This is a genomic window from Streptomyces sp. NPDC016851 (assembly GCF_055562795.1).
The window spans coordinates 81337-102368 of record NZ_JBVHEP010000007.1 but is presented as its reverse complement, the minus strand read 5'-3'; the positions used below and the strand labels follow the sequence as shown (position 1 = coordinate 102368).

The following is a 21032-nucleotide window of genomic DNA, read 5'->3' as shown; positions in this document are numbered from 1 at the left end:
GGAGGGCCCGTGAGTGACACGGTGACGACGGCCCGCCCGGTGGCCGAGGAGACCCGGGCGCCGAGGGGAACGGAACAGGGCGCCGTGGCCCGCCCGTCGAGGCAGCGGGACGCGTTCTTCGACAACGCCAAGTACCTGGCGATCGTGCTGGTGGCCGTGGGACACGCCTGGGAGCCGCTGCGGCCGGACAGCAGGGCCGTCACCGCGCTCTACATGGTCGTCTACGCGTTCCACATGCCGGCGTTCATCGTCATCTCCGGCTACTTCTCGCGCACCTTCGACGGGAGCCCGGCGCGCCTCAAACGCCTGGTCACCGGTGTCGCCGTGCCGTACGTGGTGTTCGAGACGGCGTACACCCTGTTCACCCGGTGGACCAGCCAGGACCCCGACCGCCCGGTCAGCCTGCTGGACCCGCTGTATCTGACCTGGTTCCTGGCGGCGCTGTTCGTCTGGCGGCTGACGACGCCCGTGTGGCGGCATGTGCGGTGGCCGCTGCCGACGGCCCTCGCCGTCGCGATGCTGGCGACGCTCTCACCCTCCGTCGGCCACGACCTCGACCTCCAGCGCACCCTTCAGTTCCTGCCGTACTTCGTGCTCGGCCTGCTGCTGCGGCCGGAGCACTTCCGGCTGGTGCGCCGGCGCGGGGCGCGGATCCTCGCCGTGCCGGTGGCCGGATGCGCCCTGGGAGTGGCGTACTGGGCGGTGCCGCGCATGAACTACGCCTGGTTCTTCCACGCCGACAGCGCCCGGGAACTGGCGGCCCCGTCCTGGTACGGGCCCGTGATGACGCTGGCGGCCTTCGGCTGCTCGGCCGTCCTGGTCGCCTGCTTCCTCGCCTGGGTGCCCGGGCGCCGGACGTGGTTCACCGCCCTGGGCGCGGGCACGCTGTCCGGCTACCTGCTGCACGGTTTCGTCGCGCAGGCCGCCAAGTACGGGGGCTGGTACGAGCCGGCCTGGGTCCACGGGCCTGCGGGCGCGATCGCCGCCACGCTGGTCGCGGCCGTGGTGGTCACGGCGCTGTGCACGCCGACCGTGCGGCGCGTGTTCCGCTGTGTGACCGAACCGGGGATGGCGTGGGCCTTCGGCAGAGGGGACGCGGTCCCGCGGCCGGGCGATGCCCGCGGGTGACGCCTACTGCTGGGTGCCGGCTTCCTGCTGCACCGGCGCGTGGCCGTTCAGGGCCTGGGTCATCTGGTGCTGCGTCTCTTCTGCGACGACGCGAGCCTCCTCGACGACGTCACCGCGTTCGCGTATGAGGCTTTCGTAGATCGGGAGTTCTTCGGTCCGGGTCGAGTCGGGTTTCACAGGGTCTGTCCTATCGCTTTGCGGCCGGGTCTGAGGGGCCCGTGTAAGTCTGCGTCATCCCGTGCCGCGGTGTTACCCACCCCCGTGGTGTCCAGAATTCCGTCACGAGCTTCGCGAATTCCTCAAACTTGCGACCGTGGGAAAACATCCGGGCACAGCGAAGGGCCCCGGGAATCGCCTCCCGGGGCCCTTTACGCGGATGCGTCAGAGTGACGTGGTGTGAACGCCCGCGCTGCCGCCGGCCGCGGCGCCCTCCGACGACAGGGATCCCTGGAGGCTGCCGCAGAGCTCGGCGGTCAGGGGCTCCACCAGGCCGGTGGAGAGGCCGCCCACGAGGCTCGCGGAGGCACCGCCCGCCATACCGCCGGAGATGTTCTCCAGGTCGGCGTCGGACAGCTCGGCGATGTCGACCCGAGAGGTGAGGTTCATTGGAGGTGTTTCCCTTCGCGTGAATGTCTCGCAATGGCGGCGCGCGTGGGGGTCGCCGGATCCAGAACCGAGATTCCGCACCGACGGCTCCGCCGTGCGCAGGATCAAAGCACTCGGTGGGAGGAAAGATCCAGCCGCCTCCCGGCGCCGAAACGGGCACTGCGGCGACCGTCTTCACCACCGTGACCGTGGACGCACCGAAATGTGCCCACTCCTTCACGCTTTCCGTCGCCCTGCGGCACGCACGTGTATTGCGCCCCGATTTCCGAAGCGGGCACTTCGCCGCCAAGTTCTCGTGCCGAGACAGTGACTTGGCGCCCGGCCTGCCGCTCCACGGCGTCCTGGCGAACCATGTGCAGATGTGCTGGAGGTTCGGATTCCGCTTCGTCAGGCCGCCGCGGCCGGCTGCATGAGCCGGGCCAGCAGATCGTCCAGGGTGACCAGGCCGGTGAGCCGGCCCGCGGTGTCACGGACCACGGCCAGGGAGGACCGGCGGCGGCGCAGCACCTCGATCGCGTCGGCGACCGTGGTGGCCTCCGTCAGCTCGGGCACCGGACGGGCCAGTTCCCGGGCGGTCGTGGCCCGCCCCCGGGCCCGGGCGACCAGGGCGTCACGGGCGTGGACCGAGCCGAGGACCGTGCCGTTCTCCCGGACCAGCAGCCGGGTGCGGTCGTGCGCGGCGGCCAGTCGCAGCAGTGCATCGACGTCCGTGCCGCCCTCGATCCAGGTGAGCTCGGCAGCCGGGATCCGCAGCGCCGCGACCGGCGTCTCCGGCTCGGTCAGCGAGCGGGTCAGCAGCTCCGAGTCGGTCGCGCTGATCAGGCCCAGCCGCTCGGACTCCGCCACCAGGTGCGTCAGCTGCTCCCGGTTGTGCACCGAGGCCAGCTCGTCGCGCGGGGCCACCCGGCACAGCCGTACCAGCGCGTTGCTCACGGCGTCGAGCAGCCGGATCAGCGGCCGTACGGCCCGCACCACGGCCCGGAACGGCGGGGAGAGCAGCATCGCCGAACGCTCGGGGTGGGCGATCGCCCACGACTTGGGGGCCATCTCACCGACCACCATGTGCAGGAACACCACCACGACCATCGCCACGGCGAACGCCACGCCGTAGCTCACGGCACTGGGCAGGCCCAGCGTGTGCAGCAGCGGGTCGAGTTCGTGCGAGATCGCCGGCTTGGACACCGAGCCCAGGCCCAGCGTGCACACGGTGATGCCCAGCTGGGCGCCGGCCAGCATCAGCGACAGTTCGCGCATGCCGGCCAGGGCCGCCCCGGCGCCGCGCCGCCCCTCGGCCGCCGCCTTCTCCATGCGGTGCCGCTTGGCGGCGACCAGCGCGAACTCGGCCGCCACGAAGAAGCCGCTGCCGATCAGCAGCAGCACGGTCACGAAGACCGCCATCGGGAAACTCACGCCATCTCCTCGGCTTCCACGGCCTGCACGACCGGGCTGATCCGGACCCGGTCGGCCACGTGCCGGTCGAGCGTGCGGACGTCGATGACGGCACGGGCGCCGTCGGGCAGCTCGACCGTGACCCGGTCGCCGACCGTCGGGAAGCGGCCGAGCCGGTCCACGACCAGGCCGGCCACGGTGTCGTAGTCGTCGTCCTCCGGCAGCCGGACACCGGTGGCCTCGGCCACCTCGTCCAGCCGGCGGCCGGCGTCCACCAGCCAGCCGTCGCCGTCCGCGACGGCGAGCACGGTGACCTTGTCGGACTCGTCGGCGATGTCGCCGACCAGCTCCTCGGCGATGTCCTCGTACGTGACGATGCCCGCCACGCCGCCGTGCTCGTCGAGGACGACCGCGAACTCGTCGTCCTGCTCCCGCATACGCGTCACCGCGTCCGGCAGCCCGAGCGTGTCCGGCAGCAGCAGCGGCCGCCGGGCCACCTCACCGGCCGGCGCGCCGGCGAAGCGCGCGGCGGGCAGCGCCATCAGCTCGCGCACACCCAGCACGCCCACGATGTCGTCCGGGTGGTCGCCGAGGACCGGGTAGTTGGAGTGGCCGTGCTCGGCGATCAGGCCGACCGCCTCGTCGGCGCCGGCGTCCGTGCGGACGAAGACGGCGTCGGCGCGCGGCACCATCACCTCGTCGAGGGTCCGCTCCGAGAACTCCAGCGCGTGGTCCAGCAGCGCGGCGGTGTCCTTGGGCAGCGCGCCCCGCTCGTGCGACTCGCCGATCACATGGCCCAGCTCCTCCAGCGTGGCGCCGTGATGCAGCTCTTCCACCGGTTCGATGCCGGCCGTGCGCAGCAGCTTGTTCGCGGCGCTGTCGAAGACGCGTACGACAGGGCCGACGACCTTCAGATACGCCAGCGTCGAGGGGGCCAGCGCCTTGGCCAGCCGCTCCGGAACGGCGATGGCGAGGTTCTTCGGGGCCAGCTCGCCCAGCACCATCTGCACGACCGTGGCCAGGGTGAAGGCCAGCGTCACGGAGACACCGCTCACGGCCGCGTCGGGCAGGCCGAGCCCGGACAGGGCGGGTCTGAGCAGCGCGGACACCGAGGGCTCGGCGATGAAGCCGACGACCAGGCCGGTGACGGTGATGCCGAGCTGCGCGCCCGACAGCATGAACGACAGCCGCTCCAGCACCCGCAGGGCACGGGCGGCCTTCTTGTCCCCGGCTTCGGCCTCGCGCGCGAGCGTGAGCCGGTCTGCGGAGACGTAGGCGAATTCCTGGGCGACGAAGTAGCCGGTGCCGGCGGTCAGCACGAACACGGCGAGCAGGCCCAGCAGGGCGTTCGCGGCACTCACCGAACACCATCCCGTCGTGTGCCGCGATCATTGATCTCGTGGCGGGATGGTCGAGGACTGTGTCCCGGAGGGTCCGTCGGTCTGGCGGACAAGAAGTGGCTCCTCATGGGTGGGGTGTATCGGGGTCAACGTTCGCCGTCGCGCCCGTGTTCCCGGATTCTACGACGGTGTAGAGAGAGCCTCAGCCCGTGGGGGACTCCGTGCGGGAGCCCTCGGCGAGGTCCGGCACCAGTGCGCGCAGCGCTTCCCGCTGGTCCGGGCCCATGAAACGGGCGAGGGACTGGGTCACCGTCCCGGCGAGCGGGCCGGAGGCCTCGGTCAGGAGGCGGCGGGCCTTGTCGGTGAGGGTGACCTCGACGCCGCGCTTGTCGCCGCACACCGAGCTGCGGGTGACGAGGCCGGCGTGCTGGAGGCAGGCGATCTGGTAGGTGAGGCGGGTCTTCGGACGGCCCAGGAGCTCCGCGACGCGCGTCATGCGCAGGCCGCCCTCGGGCTGCTCCGCGAGCAGGCACAGGATCAGGAACTCGTCGTGCGAGACGTCCAGCTTCTCCTTCACGACCGAGCGCAGCCGCTGCTCCACCGCCCCGGTCGCGGCGAGCACCAGCATCCAGGCGCGCAGTTCGGCCGGCAGCAGCCCGCTGCCCTCGGCGAACGGGCATTCAGGCAGCTCGGCGGGGTGCTCCTGGGGGTCGGCCATGCATCCAGCCTACCTGTTGTCCAATTTTGGAACAGGGGTTGTTCAATTTTGGACGAGCCGCTAGCGTGAAGTCATCCAAATTTGGACGAGACGCGTTTTGAAAGCCGACCCGAGTGGAGAAAGATCATGACCGTCGCCGTGGAAACCGGACTGTGGCAGCTCGACACGACCGCCTCGACCGTGGGCATCCAGCACAAGACCATGTGGGGCCTGGTCACCGTGAAGGGCACCTTCGGCGCGATCGGCGGTTCGGGTGAGGTCCGGCCCGACGGGTCCGCGGTCGGCACCCTGGCCTTCGGCGTCGCCTCCCTCGACACCAAGAACGCCAAGCGCGACACGCACCTCAGGTCCGCCGACTTCTTCGACGCCGACCACCACCCCGAGATCACCTTCGTGGCCCGCAGCGCCGAGCTGCGCGACGGCGACCAGGTGCACGTCGCCGGCCAGCTCACCGCGCGCGGCGTCAGCAGGCCGCTGTCCCTCACCGCCCGCCTGACGGACGGGGGCGCCACGGGACTCACGCTGGAGACGGAGTTCACCGTGGACCGGGACCAGTTCGGCATGGGCTGGAACCAGCTCGGCATGATCCGCGGCCGGACCACGGTCACCGCCGCCCTGCGCTTCGTCCGGACCACCGGCTGACCCGGCCCCCGGGCGGTGTCAGCCCGACCGGCGCAGCGCCTGCTGCACATCGGCGCTCGACAGGGTCTGCGGCGACGCCGTGAACGCGCGCAGGCGGATCCGGACACCCGGCCGGGGCAGCCTGAACCGGCCCGACGGCGGCCGCAGTTCGTAGCGGGCGGTGGCATGCGCGGGCAGGGTGCGCGGGCCCCGGACGATCCGCCAGTACGGGTCCATGCCCTGGCCCATGGTCAGGGTGAAGTGCGGGGCGAGGGCCGTGCCGTCCGTGTTGCTGACCTGCAGGGTGAGGCGGGAGACGGTCGCCGCGGTGGAATGGCGGGCCGCGACGACCCGCATGCGCAGGGGCGGCGTGCCCGTCGCCGCGACGGCGGCGCCGCCCAGCGCGGGCATGAGCAGCAGCACCGCAAGGGCGATCCGGGCCGGACGGCGCCGCGGCCCGGACAGCAGGCGCACCCGGGGCTGCCACGCCCCGGCGAACGCCGACGCGGGAGCGGTGACGGCCGCCGCCAGCCACAGCGGCGTCATCAGCAGGTAGTAGCCGTCCTGGGAGCGGGTCGCCAGATAGAAGGCGCACCAGGGCAGGACGGTCGCGGCCGGCCCCAGCCGCCGTACGAAGAGCACGAACAGCACGAGCAGGCCGGCGAGCAGCAGCAGGCTCGCGGAGGAGTACCAGTCGAGGCGGTCGCTGCCGTTCGTCAGGTACAGCGAGATGCCGACCACACCCTGCCCGTGCAGCACGGCGCCCTGCGTCAGCGGCAGGGCGATCCCCGTCAGCCAGGGGCCCGGCTCGCTGACGACGAAGTAGGTGTTGATCAGCAGCCACGCGGTCGCCGCGGCCCCCGCGAGGCGCAGTACCACCAGCGCCGCGGCCCGGCCGCCCAGTTCGCCGCGCCGCACGGCGTAGATCCCGGCCAGCAGGAACGGCGCCAGGAACCAGGGGAGTTGCTGCGCCGCGCACGCCGTCCCCAGACACGCGGCCCGCGCCAGACCGGCGGCCCCGAGCCGCCCGCCCGCCCCGATACGCGGCCAGCGCACCACCACCGGCACCAGCAGGGCCAGGGCCACGATCGCCGGGTAGCCGAGCCGCGCGTACGACGGCAGCATCCCGAACCCCAGGCACACCATGGTCGCCGCCGACCGCCACGGCGCCGGCAGCATCCGCCACAGCACGACCGTGCCGGTGACCAGCGCGCCCGTGCTCACCGCCGTCGCGGGAGCACCGCCGTGCCCCAGCCACAGCAGCGGCACGGCCAGCAGCGGGGCCAGCGGCGGATACCCGTAGGTCAGGTCGTAGCCGCCGGTCACCGTCGGTGTGAGGGCCACGCCGTGGCCGAAGAGCCAGCGCCACGGCTGTCCGTACACCGGGTGCCCCGCGGCCACTTCCCGCGCCGCCTGGGTCGTGAGCAGCGCCTCGTCGGAGCCGTGGTGGAGCATGATCCACGCGCACAGGGTGAGTGTCACGCCCGTCACCAGTACGCACAGGTCCACCCGCGCCAGCGACCGCTCCCGGCGGACGGCCAGGGCCAGCACCCCGCACGCCAGGACCGAGGCGTAGCAGACCGAGATCACCGCGGCCACGGCCGGCCGGTGACCGGCCGCCGTCGCCCACACCGCACGGGTGCCGATCAGCAGACTGATGTCGGCGAGCAGGGTCAGGACGCGGTGCCACTGGGCCGGGGACGGCGGCCCGGCCGGCGCCGACTGCGTGCGCGGGCCGGGCACCAGAAGCGTGGTTTCTGCCGAGTACACGCCGCAGGACGCTAATCGCCGCCGGTGAGCGCCGCCCGGGCGGCGGTGAAGAGACGGGTGTGAGGCGAGTAAGGGCCCGACGGGCGCTCAGTACACGTCCCGCGCGTACCGCTTGTCCGCCGCGAGTTGTTTCACGTACGCGGCGGCCTCGCCCTCGCTCAGCCCGCCGTGTGCCATCGCGATGTCCCGCAGGGCCCGGTCCACGTCCTTGGCCATGCGGGAGGCGTCGCCGCAGACGTAGAAGCGGGCGCCGTCGCGCAGCCAGTGCCACAGCTCCGGCCCGTGCTCGCGCATCCGGTCCTGCACGTACACCTTGTTGCGCTGGTCGCGGGAGAAGGCGGTGTCCAGACGAGTGAGCGTGCCCTCGTCGAGCAGAGCCGTCAGCTCGTCCTCGTAGTAGAAGTCCGTCGCGCGGTGCTGCTCGCCGAAGAACAGCCAGTTGGGCGCCCGGTGCCCGAGGGCCCGCCGCTCCTGGAGGAAACCGATGAACGGCGCGATGCCGGTGCCGGGGCCGACCATGACCATCGGCGTCGACGCGTCGGCCGGGGGCCGGAAGTGCGGCGAACGCTGCACGAACACCGGCACCTCGGTGTCCGCCCCGGCGTCGGCGAGGAACGGCGAGCACACCCCGCCGCGCTGACGCCCCCGCAGGTTCTCGTAGCGCACCACGGAGACCGTCAGCGACACCTGGTGCGGGTCGACCAGCGGGCTGGACGATATGGAGTACTGCCGAGGCTGGAGCTTGCGCAGCACCCCGGCCCACTCCTCGGCGCCCGCCCGCACCGCGTACTCGGCGATCACGTCCACGGCCTGCCGTCCCCAGCACCACTGCGCCAGCCCGTCCTTGTTGTCGGGCCGCAGCAGCCTGCGCAACTCGTGCTTGTCCCGGGCGCGTTCGGCGACGAACCGCAGCAGGTCCGGGGTGATCTTCGTGATGTCGAGGTGCCGGCTGAGCGCCTCGGCGAACGGCACCTGGCCGGCACCGGCCACCTCGACGGCCGTCCCGCCGTCCAGCCCGGTCACCGCCAGCCACTCCGTCACGAGGTCCGGCGCGTTGACCGGCCGCACGCCGAGCGCGTCCCCGGCCTCGTACGCCAGGTCCGTCCCGCTGGTGTCGAAGGTGAACCGCCGGACCTCCTTGACCGCGCCCGGCCCGCTGAGCAGCCGGTTGCCGACGAGCCGGGCGATGCTGGCGGCGGGCTTCGGTTTCGGCCTCGGTGCCGGTTCAGGGCGCGAGGCGGGGGAGTCGGCCGGCGCGGCGGACGGACCGCCCAGCGCCGAGAGCACGTGGTCGAGCCAGGCCCCCGCGGAGTCCCCGTAGTCCGGCTCGCAGTCCGTGCGCGGAGCCAGCCGCACCCCGCCCAGCTCGTCGAGCCGTGCGTCCAGCCGGCGCCCGTGCCCGCAGAAGTCGTCGTAGGAGGAGTCGCCGAAGGCCAGCACGGCGTACCGCACCCCCTCCAGCCGCGGGGCCCCTTCGCCGGAGAGCGCGTCCCACAGGCCGGTGCCGTTGTCGGGCGCGTCGCCGTCCCCGAAGGTGCTGGTGATGAAGAGCAGGTCCGCCGTGCGGGCGAGCGCGGTGACGTCCGCCTCGTCCATGCCGACGAGGGTCGTACGGTGCCCGGTCGCGGTCAGCCGCTCGGCGGTGGCGGCGGCGAACTCCTCGGCGTTCCCCGTCTGCGAGGCCCACAGCACCACGACCTCACGACCGGACGGCTCCGTCCCGGGGGCGGCCGGTGGCGCCGAGCGCGAGTACATGCCGGCGAGGACCCCGTTGACCCACAGGGCGTGCTCGGGGGCGAAGGGCGCGTCGGGCGGGAGCACCGGAACGCCCGGGGCGCCCGAGCCGAGCCCGGCGAGGAAGCCGGTGAGGTACTGGCGTTCCTGCGCGGACAGGACCGGGGGAGGGGAGGGCTGGAGGCCGAAGGGGTCGGTCCCGGCGGGGGTGACGGCCGTCGGCGTCAGAGCCCCGCCCGGTTTCTCGCCCACGGCACTCGCGGCCTCTTGCGCGGACGCCTCTCGCAACGGTGTCGCCACCTTCGCCAGCGACACCGCGCACACCTTGAACTCGGGCTGGAACGACAGCGGATCGACCGCGTCGCTCGTCACCGCGTTGATGCTCAGGTACTCGCCGAACAGGTCGTTCCAGTGGAAGGGCGCGAAACAGCAGCCCGGCCGCACCCGGTCCGTCACCACCGCCGGCAGCACGGCCCGCCCGCGCCGCGAGGCGACCTCGACCAGATCGCCCTCCGCGACCCCGAGCGCCTCCGCGTCCTGCGGATGGAGCTCCACGAAGGGCCCGGCGTTCAGCTTGTTGAGCTTGGCGACCTTCCCGGTCTTGGTGAGCGTGTGCCACTGGTGCTGCACCCGCCCGGTGTTGAGGACGAACGGATAGTCGTCGTCCGGCATCTCGGCGGCGGGCAGATGCGGCCGGGCGAAGAAGACGGCACGACCGCTCGCCGTCGGGAACCGCAGCCCGTCCTCACCCACGTACCGGACGGGATTGCGCTCCGGACCGTCCTCCCGCGCCGCCGGCCACTGCACGGGCGTCCGCCGCAGCCGCTCGTAGGAGACACCGCGCAGATCCCACTGCGTCTTCGGATTGTGGAACCGCCGGATCTCCTCGAAGACCTGCTCGGCGCTGTCGTACGAGAACCCCTTCTCGTACCCCATCGCGCACGCGACCTCCGCGATGATCCGCCAGTCGGCCATCGCCTCCCCGGGCGGGTCCGCGGCGGCCGAGGTCAGCGTGAGGTTGCGCTCGCTGTTGACGAAGACGCCCTCCGCCTCGGTCCACATCGCGCCGGGCAGGACGACATCGGCGTACGCGTTGGTCTCGGTGTCCGCGAACACGTCCTGCGTGACGACGAACTCGGCGGCCTCCAGGCCCTCGATGACCGTACGGCGGTTGGCGACCGAGGCGACGGGGTTGGTGCAGATGATCCAGCAGGCCTTGATCTCCCCGTCGGCCATCTTCCGGAACATCTCGACGGTGCCCTGCCCGACCCCGTCGGCCCGCAGCGTCCCCGGCGGCAGCTCCCACACCTCCTCGGTGAACGCCCGCTCCTCGTCCACGAGCACCGACCGCTGCCCCGGCAGCCCCGGGCCCATGTAGCCCATCTCGCGCCCGCCCATGGCGTTGGGCTGCCCGGTGAGCGAGAACGGCCCGGCGCCCGGACGGCAGATCGCACCCGTCGCCAGATGCAGGTTGACCAGGGCGTTGGTGTTCCAGGTGCCGTGCGTGGACTGGTTCAGACCCATGGTCCAGCAGCTCATCCACTGCTTGCCGGCCTCGCCGATCAGCCGGGCGGCCCGGCGGATGTCGTCCTCGGCGAGCCCCGTGATCTCCGCGACCGCAGCCGGGCTGTAGTCGGCGAGGAACCCGGGCAGGGCCTCCCAGCCCTCGGTGTGGGCCGCGACGAACTCCGGGTCGGTGTGCCCCTCCTCGTGCAGCAGGTGCAGCAGGCCGTTCAGCAGCGCGAGGTCGGTCCCCGGCCGGACCTGGAGGAACAGGTCGGCCTTGGAGGCGGTCGCGGTCCGCCGCGGATCGACGACGATCAGCTTGGCGCCCGCCTTGACCCGTTCCATCATCCGCAGGTAGAGGATCGGATGGCAGTCGGCCATGTTGGAGCCGATGACGAGGAAGACGTCCGCCTGATCGAAGTCCTCGTACGAGCCGGGCGGCCCGTCCGCGCCCAGCGACAGCTTGTAGCCGGTGCCCGCGCTCGCCATGCACAGCCGCGAGTTCGACTCGATCGCGTTCGTCCGCACGAACCCCTTGGCCAGCTTGTTCGCCAGGTACTGCGCCTCCATGCTCATCTGCCCGGACACGTAGAAGGCGACCGAATCCGGCCCGTGCGCGTCGACGATCGCCCGCAGCCGCGCGGCGGTCTCGGCGATCGCGTCGGCGACGGGCGAGGGCAGCGGCTCCTCGCCCCGGTCGTCGCGGACCAGCGCGGTGGTCAGCCGCCCGGGCGCGGCGAGCATGTCGGCGGTGGTCGCGCCCTTGGTGCACAGCCGGCCCGCGTTCGCCGGGTGCGCCTTGTCGCCGGACGCCTTCAGGACCGTGCGCCGCCCGTCCGGCCCCATGCCGACGTCGAGCACGAGACCGCAGCCCACCCCGCAGTACGAGCAGACGGTGCGTACCTGATCCGTCCCCTGCTGCGGCCCTGGCGTCGTGGTCATGCCTCGACGGTACGAATGTCCCGTTACGCAGGTGTCACATTGCTTGATCACGAGGAGTTACGCCCGTCACACAGCCCCATTCCGGACGTTGTGAGGTGCATCGAGGTGGCGGAGCGTGTCGCAGTTGGGCCGAACGGGTGACCGTGCGCAAGAATTGGCCGATGGAGACAGCCAGCGCGAGCCAGGACGGAGCATGCCGGTGAACAGCCACGATGTCACCGACGAACAGTGGGAGGGGCTCGCCCAGGTCGTGCCGCTGCGGGGCCGGGACGCCTGGCCGTCGTCCGTCGGCCACCGGTCCATACCCGAGGCCGAGACCGAGGCGCGGCGCCGCTTCGTCGTCCTGCGCGTGAACGTCTTCGCCGACGCCCGTGACGTCGCCGAAACCCTGATGGCGGGCGTGCCGGTGCTGCTCGACCTGACCGGCGCCGAGACGGACGTCGCCAAGCGCGTCCTCGACTTCAGCACCGGCGTCGTCTTCGGCCTGGCGAGCGGAATGCACCGGGTGGACCGCAACGTGTTCCTGCTGACGCCGGCCGGGACCGAGGTGACGGGGCTGATGGAGGGGATCGGGGTTCCCGGGGTGTGATGTCGCCGGGCGTGTGGTGTGTCCCCTGAGGGGCGGGTCGCCCGATCGTAGGAAGCCCTGAGAGACGGAACGGTTCGTCCCGCGAGCGGAGTCCTACGGTCCGGACATGACCCAGCCCCCCGCTCCCACGCCCCCCGCTCCTCTCGCCTCACTCGTGCGGCCGCGCATCACCGAGCTGCGGCTCTCCGCCTTCGCCGGCCACCGCCGCGCCGCACTCCCGCTCGGACCGCTCACCCTCCTCGCCGGTCCCAGCGGCTGCGGCAAGTCCAGCGCGCTGCGGGCGTACGAGGCGCTCGCCCGGCTCGGGGGAGGGGCGACGCTCGGCGAGGCGTTCCCGGACCCTGCCGCCTGTGTCCCGGAGCGGGCCCGGCCCGACGCGCAGCGCCGCCGCGGCTTCCGCATCGGCTGCACGGCCGACGGGCCCGCCGGCCCGGTCCGGCTCGATGTCGCCGTGCAGGCCGAGCCTCACCTGCGCGTCGCCGGCGAGCGGTTGACGGCCGGCGGACTGGTGCTGCTGGAGACCGCCCTGCGCGACCCCGGGAAGCGGGCCGTGCAGGCCGCCTGGCACACGGCCGGGCCGACGCCGGTGACCCGTGGCCCGCTGCCGGACGACCGGCTCGGCACCGCCCTGCTGCCGCTGCGCGTGGCCGGCCGGACACCCGGGCAGCGCAGCGTGCTGGCCGCCGCCGAGCAGATGGTCGTCGCCCTGCGCTCCGCCTTCGCCTGCGATCCCGGCCCCGGCCGGATGCGCGGCCCCGTACCGGCCGGCTCCGGGCGGCTCCTGAGCGACTGCGGGAACCTCGCCGACGTGCTGTCGCGCACCCGCGCCGAGTGCGGGCACCGGCACGCGCAGTTCGTCGCCGCGGTACGGGCCGGCTGCGCGGGGCCGGTGGCGGACGTGCTCGCCGAGGTGCCGGCCGACGGGACCGTGCGGGCCGTGCTCGACCGGGGCGACGGCGTCCGGACCGGGCTGCGGCGCCTCGGTGACGGCGAACTGCGGTACATCGCGCTGGCGTTGGTGCTGCTCACCGGCCCCGGCGTGCTGGAGATCGACCCCGCCAGCGAGGTGCCCGCCGCGCTCCAGACACTCACCGTCCTCGCCGACGGCTTCGACCGGAACCTGGACGTACGGCAACGGCGGGAACTGCTGCGGCTCGCGGTCCGTATGTGCGAGCGCGGTCACATCCGGCTGGTCGGCGCGGTGAGCGACGTGTCGTGGGCCGCCGGGACCGACGGGGTCACGGTGGTACACCTGGAGCCGTGACAGAACCTCTCGACGTGGCGAAACTGCAACGCCGGCTGGCCGAGTTCGCGGCCGCGCGGAACTGGCAGCAGTACCACACCCCCAAGAACCTGGTCGCCGCGCTCAGCGTGGAGGCGTCCGAACTGGTCGAGATCTTCCAGTGGCTGACGCCCGAGGAGTCGGCCGGTGTCATGACCGATCCGGACACCGCGCACCGGGTCACGGACGAGGTCGCCGACGTGCTCGCGTACCTGCTCCAGCTGTGCGAGGTGCTCGGCATCGACCCGCTGGCCGCGCTGGACGCGAAGATCGACCGGAACGAACGGAGGTTCCCGATCTAGGAGTCCCACAGTCCACTTGTACGCTGCGTAATCAAAATGCGGCCCGAATCCGAATTGTTGTCCGCAGATTTCCGTCTTCCTCTGGCTTTTCGTCTCACACCCCTTCACTCTGGGTAGTGAACAAGGGAGTCGGGCGGACGGACGCGCGGAGCGCGTCGGACAGGACGGGGGCAGCGCATGGACGCGGTGCGGCTCATCGTGACGAGCAGGCGGTCCCTGGCCGCGGGCGGCGACGTGCCGGGGATCCTGGCCGAGGTGTGGCAGGCGCAGGCCCTCGCACAGGCGATAGGAAGCCGCCTCGCGGTCGCGGGGCCGCCCGAACTGCGGGGCGAGGCACTGGGGTTGACGGAGCTGGCGGGCCGCGGCTGCGGTGTCCTCGACCCGCCCGAACTGGCCCCCGGTGAGCTGCGGGCGGGCCAGCTCACCGAGTTGGGCGACGCCCGCCACACCCTGATGTACCTCGGCGGCCTCCTCGGCGAGGTCGGCATCGCCCTCGTGGGCCTCGCCTGCGCCGCGGACGACGAGGGCACGTACTGGCAGTGCATGGAGGCCATCGACGCGGCGGACGAGTCCCGGGACCGCGTCCTGGAAATGCTCCGCAGACTCGCGGACCGGGAACAGGCGTTACCGGAGCGGGAGGCGGGGTAGCGGCCGCCGAAGGCGGACCCCGGCCCGCTCCCCGCGGGCCTCAGCCGACCTGCTCCTCCTCGCTCGACCTCCGGTCGGTGTCCCCCGCCGCCTGGAGGTCCGCGTCCAGTGCCGACAGGTCCGCGTTCAACGCCGCCATCAGCTCCTCCATCTGCTGCAACAGCCCTTTCGGCTGTCCGGTCCCGCCCTGCTGCGGCACGGTCTCTTCGGACATGACGGCCTCCTCGGCCCCTGGCCCCCCGGGGAGGCCGACGCGGGTGACGCCCCGGCGCGCACGGCCGGTGCGGAAGCCGGGGGCTCCGGCTCCGCCCGAGCCAACGATCATCAACGGGGCCGGTCACTGGCCCGGTCACGCGGGACTCGCGGTATTGACGTAATTTCACCCGACCGGGGACCGGGCGGCACGGGGGTCCGATCGCGTCGTCCCACGACCGGGCGTGCAGGATGGGAAGCATGGACCTTCGCATCTTCACCGAGCCCCAGCAGGGGGCCACCTACGACACTCTGCTCACCGTGGCCAAGGCCACGGAAGAGCTCGGCTTCGACGCATTTTTCCGTTCCGACCACTACCTCCGCATGGGCTCCGTGGACGGCCTGCCCGGCCCCACCGACGCCTGGATCACGCTGGCCGGACTCGCCCGCGAGACCAAGCGCATCCGGCTCGGCACCTTGATGACCGCCGGCACGTTCCGCCTCCCCGGCGTGCTCGCCATCCAGGTCGCGCAGGTCGACCAGATGTCCGGCGGCCGGATCGAACTCGGCCTCGGCACGGGCTGGTTCGAGGAGGAGCACAAGGCCTACGGCATCCCGTTCCCCAAGGAGAAGTTCGCCCGCCTCGAGGAACAGCTGGAGATCGTCACCGGCCTGTGGTCGACGGAGCTCGGCAAGACCTACGACTTCCACGGCACCTACTACGACCTCACGGACTCTCCCGCACTGCCCAAGCCCGCGCAGAAGAAGATCCCCGTGCTCGTCGGCGGCCACGGCCCGACCCGCACCCCGCGGCTGGCCGCCAAGCACGCCGACGAGTTCAACATGCCGTTCGCCTCCGTCGAGGACAGTGAGCGCCAGTTCGGCCGGGTGCGTGCCGCCGCCGAGGAGGCCGGCCGCAAGGGCGACGACCTGACCTACTCCAACGCCCTCGTCGTGTGCGTCGGCCGGGACGACCAGGAGGTCGCCCGCCGGGCTGCCGCGATCGGCCGCGAGGTCGACGAGCTGAAGCTCAACGGCCTGGCCGGTTCCCCGGCCGAGGTCGTCGACAAGATCGGCCGCTACGCCGAGGTCGGCGCGAGCCGCATCTACCTCCAGGTCCTCGACCTGGACGACCTCGACCACCTGGAGCTGATCTCGTCGCAGGTGCAGTCCCAGCTGTCGTAGGACCCGTACGCAGGACGAACGTCCGGCGGATCGACGTGGAGCGCGATCCGCCGGACAGCTGTCCGTCACGGCTTGCGGCCCACCCCCACATAGAGGGGGATCTCGTCGTCCCCGTCGCCGCCCCCGCGCTGTTCACCGAGCTCGGGATGCCACCGAGCGGCCAGCACCACCCCGGGCTCCACCAGCTCAAGGCCCGTGAAGAACGCCGCGAACTCGTCACGGGTACGCACCTGCGCCGTCGTCCCGCCCTTGCGGTACACCTCGACGACGCGCTCCCAGGTCTCCGGGTCGAAGTCGCCCGTGGCGTGCGAGAGCGTCAAGTAGCTTCCGGACGGCAGGGGTTCGAGCAGCTCGCGGACGATCCGGACGGGCTCGTCCTCGTCGCCCACCAGGTGCAGCAGGGCCACGAGGGACAGCGCGATCGGCCGGGTGAAGTCCAGGGTCTCCCGTGCCGCCGCGATGATCTTTCCCGGTTCCCGTACGTCGCCGTGGACGTAGGCGGTCTTTCCCTCCGGCGTGCTGTGCAGCAGGGCCTGGGCGTGCCGGAGGACGATCGGATCGTTGTCCGCGTACACGACCCGGGCCCGCGGGACGATCCCCTGGACGATCTGGTGGAGGTTCGGCTCGGTCGGAATGCCGGTTCCGATGTCGAGGAACTGCCGGACGCCTCGCCCGGCCAGCAGCCGGGAGGCGCGGTGCATGAACAGGCGGTTGGTCCGCGCCATTTCCCTGGTGGCGGGGAAGAGGGATATCACCTGCTCGGCGGCTTCCGCGTCGACCGGGTAGTTGTCCTTCCCGCCGAGGTAGTAGTCGTACATGCGTGCCGAGTGGGGTTTGCCGGTGTCGATCTGTCCCCCGCTGGTCCCGGCGTCTGTCACGTGAGGCCTCCGCATCTCCGCGTGCGTGGGCGCTCTCCCCGAATCCCCCTCGAACGCCCGGTCGATCGTGAGGCTAGCGAAAATTCCCGGGTGCCGCCGGTGCCGGCTCTGTACGGTGGGGCGTATCCGCAGTTCAGACCACTGATCAAAGGTCGACCCACCGTGTTCCTGACCATCACGACCACCGGCACCCCAGAGCGTCCCGCCACCGATCTCGGCTTCCTGCTGCACAAGCATCCCGAGAAGGCGCAGGCGTTCTCCACGTCCTACGGCACGGCCCACGTCCTCTACCCCGAGGCGGACGACCAGCGCTGCACGGCGGCGCTGCTGCTGGAGGTCGACGCGGTGGCCCTGGTCCGGCGCGGCAAGGGCAAGGGCCGGGGCGGCGCCCCGGACGCGGCACTCGCGCAGTACGTCAACGACCGCCCGTACGCCGCCTCCTCCCTCCTCGCCGTGGCGCTGAGCGGAGTGTTCTCCAGCGCGATGAAGGGCGTCTGCAACGCGAGGCCCGAACTGCCCGGCGTACCCCGGCCGTTGCGCATCGAGGTGCCGGCGCTCCCCGCCCGCGGCGGCCCTGCCCTCGTCCGACGGCTCTTCGAGCCGCTGGGCTGGACGGTCACGGCCGAGCCCGTGCCGCTGGACACCGAGTTCCCGCAGTGGGGCGACTCGCGCTACGTCCGGCTCGAACTGGAGTCCGCGGACCGCACCCTCGCCGAGGCCCTGCGCCACCTGTACGTCCTGCTCCCGGTCCTGGACGACGCCAAGCACTACTGGGTCGCCTCCGACGAGGTGGACAAGCTGCTGCGCGCCGGGGAGGGCTGGCTGCCCGGCCACCCGGAGCAGAAGCTGATCACCAGCCGCTACCTCTCGCGCCGCCGGTCGCTGACCCGGCAGGCGACGGAGCGGCTGGAGCTGGTGCGGCTGGCCGAGGCCGACGACAGCGAGGTCGAGGAGATCGACAACGCGGTCGAGGCGGAGACCGAGACGGAGGAGCGGCCGACCCCGCTGGCCGTGCAGCGCCGGGAGGCGATCACCGCCGCCCTCAAGGCGTCGGGGGCCGCCCGGGTGCTCGATCTCGGCTGCGGCCAGGGCCAGTTGGTGCAGGCGCTGCTCAAGGACCCGGCGTTCACGGAGATCGTGGGACTGGACGTGTCGATGCGCGCGCTCACCATCGCCTCCCGGCGGCTGAAGCTGGACCGCATGGGGGAGCGGCAGGCCGCGCGCGTCAAGCTCCTCCAGGGCTCGCTCGCCTACACCGACCAGCGGCTCAAGGGGTACGACGCCGCCGTGCTCAGCGAGGTGATCGAGCACCTCGACCTGCCCCGGCTGCCGGCCCTGGAGTACGCCGTGTTCGGTGCCGCACGGCCCCGGACGGTCCTCGTGACGACCCCGAACGTCGAGTACAACGTGCGCTGGGAGAGCCTCCCGGCCGGCCACGTCCGGCACGGCGACCACCGCTTCGAGTGGACCCGCTCGGAGTTCCGGGCCTGGGCGGAGGCGGTGGCCGAACGGCACGGCTACGGGGCCGAGTTCATACCCGTCGGCCCGGACGACCCGGAGGTGGGACCGCCCACCCAGATGGCCGTGTTCACACTGACCACCCCGAAGGAGGCGAAGGCGGCATGACCGACGTACGCGAGGGGCGCGTTCTGCCCGTCACCGACCTCTCCCTGGTGGTCCTCGTCGGCGCCTCCGGCTCCGGCAAGTCCACGTTCGCGCGCAGGCACTTCAAGCCGACCGAGATCATCTCGTCCGACTTCTGCCGCGGTCTCGTCTCGGACGACGAGAACGACCAGAGCGCCACGAAGGACGCCTTCGACGTCCTGCACTACATCGCGGGCAAGCGCCTCGCGGCAGGCCGCCGCACGGTCGTGGACGCGACCAGCGTGCAGTCGGACGCGCGCCGTCAGCTGATCGACCTGGCCCGGCGGTACGACGTCCTGCCGATAGCCATCGTGCTCGACGTGCCCGAGAACGTGTGCGCCGAGCGCAACGCGGCCCGCACCGACCGCGCGGACATGCCTCGCCGGGTCATCCAGCGCCACATCCGCGAACTCCGCCGCTCCCTCAGGCAGCTGGAGCGCGAGGGCTTCCGCAAGGTGCACGTCCTGCGGGGCGTGGAGGACGTCGAGCACGCCACCGTCGTCACCGAGAAGCGCTTCAACGACCTGACCCACCTCACCGGCCCCTTCGACATCATCGGCGACATCCACGGCTGCTCCGCCGAACTCGAGTCGCTGCTGGACAAGTTGGGCTACACGGACGGCGTCCACCCGGAGGGCCGGACGGCCGTCTTCGTCGGCGACCTGGTCGACCGCGGCCCCGACAGCCCGGGCGTGCTGCGCCGCGTGATGGCGATGGTGAAGTCGGGCAACGCCCTGTGCGTGCCCGGCAACCACGAGAACAAGTACGGCCGTTACCTGCGCGGCCGCAAGGTCCAGGACACCCACGGCCTCGCCGAGACCATCGAGCAGATGGCGGGCGAGAGCGGGGAGTTCGCCGCCGAGGTACGGGAGTTCATCGACGGCCTCGTCAGCCACTACGTCCTCGACGGCGGCCGGCTGGTCGTCTGCCACGCCGGGCTGCCCGAGCGGTACCACGGCCGCACCTCCGGCCGGGTCCGCAGCCACGCCCTGTACGGCGACACGACCGGGGAGACCGACGAGTTCGGCCTGCCGGTGCGCTATCCGTGGGCGGAGGAGTACCGGGGCCGGGCGGCCGTCGTCTACGGCCACACCCCGGTCCCGGAGGCCACCTGGCTCAACAACACCATCTGCCTGGACACCGGCGCCGTCTTCGGCGGCAAGCTCACCGCGCTGCGCTGGCCGGAGCGCGAGCTGGTCGACGTCCCCGCCGAGCGGGTCTGGTACGAGCCGGCCAGGCCGCTGCGCTCCGAGGCCCCCGGCGGGCAGGACGGGCGCCCGCTGGACCTGGCGGACGTGCAGGGCCGCCGGGTCGTGGAGACCCGGCACCAGGGCCGGATCTCCGTCCGTGAGGAGAACGCGGCCGCCGCCCTGGAGGTCATGAGCCGCTTCGCGGTGGACCCGCGGCTGCTGCCGTACCTCCCGCCGACGATGGCCCCGACGGCCACGAGCCACGTCGACGGCTACCTGGAGCACCCGGCCGAGGCCTTCGCGCAGTACGCGGCGGACGGTGCCGCCCGGGTCGTGTGCGAGGAGAAGCACATGGGCTCGCGTGCGGTGGCCCTGGTGTGCCGGGACGCGGAGACGGCCCGCAAGCGCTTCGGCGTGGACGGCCCCACCGGGTCCCTGTACACCCGCACCGGCCGCCCGTTCCTCGACGACGGCGCCCTCACCGAGGAGATCCTCGACCGGCTGCGCGCGGCGATCGGCGAGGCCGGCCTCTGGGACCACCTCGAGACGGACTGGCTGCTGCTCGACGCCGAGCTGATGCCCTGGTCCCTGAAGGCGTCGGGTCTGCTGCGGTCGCAGTACGCCGCCGTGGGTGCCGCGTCCGGCGCGGTGCTCCCGGGCGCGCTGGCCGCGCTGGAGGGCGCGGCGGCACGGGGTGTCGACGTGACCGGACTGCTGTCCCGCACCCGGGAACGGTCCGCCGACGCCGCCGCGTTCACGGAGGCCTACCGCCGCTACTGCTGGACCACGGACGGCCTGGGCGGCGTCCGCCTGGCACCGTTCCAGATCCTCGCGGTCCAGGGCCGCAGCCTCGCCGGACTGCCGCACGACGAGCAGCTCACCCTGCTCGACCGGCTCGTCGAGCACGACGGCAGCGGCCTGCTCCAGACCACCCGGCGGCTGTACGTCGACACGGGCGATCCCGAGTCCGTCCGGGCCGGTGTCGACTGGTGGCTGGAGATGACCGGCCGCGGCGGCGAGGGCATGGTCGTCAAGCCGGTCGGCGCACTGGTCCGCGACGGCCAGGGCCGCCTGGTGCAGCCCGGCATCAAGTGCCGCGGCCGCGAGTACCTGCGGATCATCTACGGCCCGGAGTACACGCGCCCGGAGAACCTGGCCCGCCTGCGCTCGCGGTTCCTCAACCACAAGCGGTCCCTTGCGATCCGCGAGTACGCGCTCGGCCTGGAGGCACTGGACCGGCTGGCCGAGGGCGAGCCGCTGTGGCGGGTGCACGAGGCGGTGTTCGGGGTGCTGGCGCTGGAGTCGGAGCCGGTGGACCCGAGGCTGTGAGCCGTGGAGCCGATTTCCGGCCGGGATGCGCCACCGCGG

Annotated in this window: 18 protein-coding genes; 9 read left to right on the top strand and 9 right to left on the bottom strand. The window is 72.4% G+C overall.

Annotated features, from left to right (window positions below; translation table 11 throughout):
- The first annotated feature begins 9 nt into the window (after positions 1 to 9).
- On the top strand, positions 10 to 1128 hold the full coding sequence (locus tag ACZ3I3_RS13580) for an acyltransferase family protein (RefSeq protein ID WP_467364667.1): 1119 nt from the start codon (positions 10 to 12) through the stop codon (positions 1126 to 1128).
- A 3-nt stretch (positions 1129 to 1131) separates the two neighbouring features.
- Here the strand turns inward: ACZ3I3_RS13580 and ACZ3I3_RS13575 are convergent, their stop codons facing one another.
- From ACZ3I3_RS13575 to ACZ3I3_RS13555, 5 genes are all read right to left on the bottom strand, one after another.
- A complete protein-coding gene (locus ACZ3I3_RS13575; protein ID WP_356923433.1) occupies positions 1132 to 1305 on the bottom strand; it encodes a hypothetical protein in 174 nt (57 codons plus the stop codon).
- A 204-nt stretch (positions 1306 to 1509) separates the two neighbouring features.
- The gene (locus ACZ3I3_RS13570) at positions 1510 to 1734 is read right to left on the bottom strand and encodes a hypothetical protein (RefSeq protein WP_356923432.1); all 225 of its coding nucleotides are present in this window, start codon (positions 1732 to 1734) and stop codon (positions 1510 to 1512) included.
- Between the two features lie 387 nt (positions 1735 to 2121).
- The gene (locus ACZ3I3_RS13565) at positions 2122 to 3144 is read right to left on the bottom strand and encodes a hemolysin family protein (RefSeq protein ID WP_467364663.1); all 1023 of its coding nucleotides are present in this window, start codon (positions 3142 to 3144) and stop codon (positions 2122 to 2124) included.
- Entirely contained in the window at positions 3141 to 4484 is a 1344-nt protein-coding gene (locus tag ACZ3I3_RS13560; RefSeq protein WP_467364661.1) for a hemolysin family protein, read from the bottom strand. The genes ACZ3I3_RS13565 and ACZ3I3_RS13560 overlap by 4 nt, the downstream gene beginning before the upstream one ends.
- A 181-nt stretch (positions 4485 to 4665) precedes the next feature.
- Complete coding sequence (locus ACZ3I3_RS13555) at positions 4666 to 5181, bottom strand: MarR family winged helix-turn-helix transcriptional regulator (protein WP_467364660.1); 516 nt, start codon at positions 5179 to 5181, stop codon at positions 4666 to 4668.
- Between the two features lie 126 nt (positions 5182 to 5307).
- Between ACZ3I3_RS13555 and ACZ3I3_RS13550 the strand changes: the two genes are divergently transcribed.
- On the top strand, positions 5308 to 5823 hold the full coding sequence (locus tag ACZ3I3_RS13550) for a YceI family protein (protein WP_467364658.1): 516 nt from the start codon (positions 5308 to 5310) through the stop codon (positions 5821 to 5823).
- A gap of 18 nt (positions 5824 to 5841) precedes the next feature.
- Here the strand turns inward: ACZ3I3_RS13550 and ACZ3I3_RS13545 are convergent, their stop codons facing one another.
- Together ACZ3I3_RS13545 and ACZ3I3_RS13540 are read right to left on the bottom strand one after the other, a co-directional pair.
- Positions 5842 to 7548 carry a hypothetical protein gene (locus ACZ3I3_RS13545; RefSeq protein ID WP_467364985.1) on the bottom strand — a complete coding sequence of 569 codons (1707 nt, stop codon included), beginning with the start codon at positions 7546 to 7548 and terminating at the stop codon, positions 5842 to 5844.
- Positions 7549 to 7659: 111 nt separating this feature from the next.
- On the bottom strand, positions 7660 to 11754 hold the full coding sequence (locus tag ACZ3I3_RS13540; protein ID WP_467364656.1) for a molybdopterin-dependent oxidoreductase: 4095 nt from the start codon (positions 11752 to 11754) through the stop codon (positions 7660 to 7662).
- A gap of 193 nt (positions 11755 to 11947) precedes the next feature.
- Here ACZ3I3_RS13540 and ACZ3I3_RS13535 point away from each other — a divergent pair, with 193 nt between their 5' ends.
- The 4 genes from ACZ3I3_RS13535 to ACZ3I3_RS13520 all read left to right on the top strand — a co-directional run bounded on the left by ACZ3I3_RS13535 (position 11948) and on the right by ACZ3I3_RS13520 (position 14575).
- On the top strand, positions 11948 to 12343 hold the full coding sequence (locus ACZ3I3_RS13535; RefSeq protein ID WP_356923426.1) for a cell division protein SepF: 396 nt from the start codon (positions 11948 to 11950) through the stop codon (positions 12341 to 12343).
- A gap of 106 nt (positions 12344 to 12449) precedes the next feature.
- Positions 12450 to 13607, top strand: a complete 1158-nt coding sequence (locus ACZ3I3_RS13530) for an AAA family ATPase (RefSeq protein WP_467364653.1) — start codon at positions 12450 to 12452, stop codon at positions 13605 to 13607.
- A complete protein-coding gene (locus tag ACZ3I3_RS13525) occupies positions 13604 to 13927 on the top strand; it encodes a nucleotide pyrophosphohydrolase (protein WP_467364651.1) in 324 nt (107 codons plus the stop codon). Before ACZ3I3_RS13530 ends, ACZ3I3_RS13525 begins: the two co-directional genes overlap by 4 nt.
- A gap of 177 nt (positions 13928 to 14104) precedes the next feature.
- On the top strand, positions 14105 to 14575 hold the full coding sequence (locus ACZ3I3_RS13520) for a DUF6099 family protein (protein WP_086604552.1): 471 nt from the start codon (positions 14105 to 14107) through the stop codon (positions 14573 to 14575).
- A gap of 40 nt (positions 14576 to 14615) precedes the next feature.
- On the opposite strand, the gene ACZ3I3_RS13515 is transcribed toward ACZ3I3_RS13520, so the two are convergent.
- A complete protein-coding gene (locus ACZ3I3_RS13515; RefSeq protein ID WP_346137488.1) occupies positions 14616 to 14789 on the bottom strand; it encodes a hypothetical protein in 174 nt (57 codons plus the stop codon).
- 239 nt (positions 14790 to 15028) lie between these two features.
- Between ACZ3I3_RS13515 and ACZ3I3_RS13510 the strand changes: the two genes are divergently transcribed.
- Positions 15029 to 15952 (top strand): LLM class F420-dependent oxidoreductase, encoded by a 924-nt coding sequence (locus ACZ3I3_RS13510; protein ID WP_467364649.1) that lies wholly within the window; start codon positions 15029 to 15031, stop codon positions 15950 to 15952.
- Between the two features lie 65 nt (positions 15953 to 16017).
- Here the strand turns inward: ACZ3I3_RS13510 and ACZ3I3_RS13505 are convergent, their stop codons facing one another.
- Positions 16018 to 16845, bottom strand: coding sequence for an SAM-dependent methyltransferase (locus ACZ3I3_RS13505; RefSeq protein WP_467364647.1), 828 nt, complete (start codon positions 16843 to 16845; stop codon positions 16018 to 16020).
- A 147-nt stretch (positions 16846 to 16992) separates the two neighbouring features.
- Here ACZ3I3_RS13505 and ACZ3I3_RS13500 point away from each other — a divergent pair, with 147 nt between their 5' ends.
- Together ACZ3I3_RS13500 and ACZ3I3_RS13495 are read left to right on the top strand one after the other, a co-directional pair.
- Positions 16993 to 18456 (top strand): 3' terminal RNA ribose 2'-O-methyltransferase Hen1, encoded by a 1464-nt coding sequence (locus tag ACZ3I3_RS13500; protein WP_467364645.1) that lies wholly within the window; start codon positions 16993 to 16995, stop codon positions 18454 to 18456.
- Entirely contained in the window at positions 18453 to 20993 is a 2541-nt protein-coding gene (locus tag ACZ3I3_RS13495) for a polynucleotide kinase-phosphatase (RefSeq protein ID WP_467364643.1), read from the top strand. Before ACZ3I3_RS13500 ends, ACZ3I3_RS13495 begins: the two co-directional genes overlap by 4 nt.
- Positions 20994 to 21032: the final 39 nt, after the last annotated feature.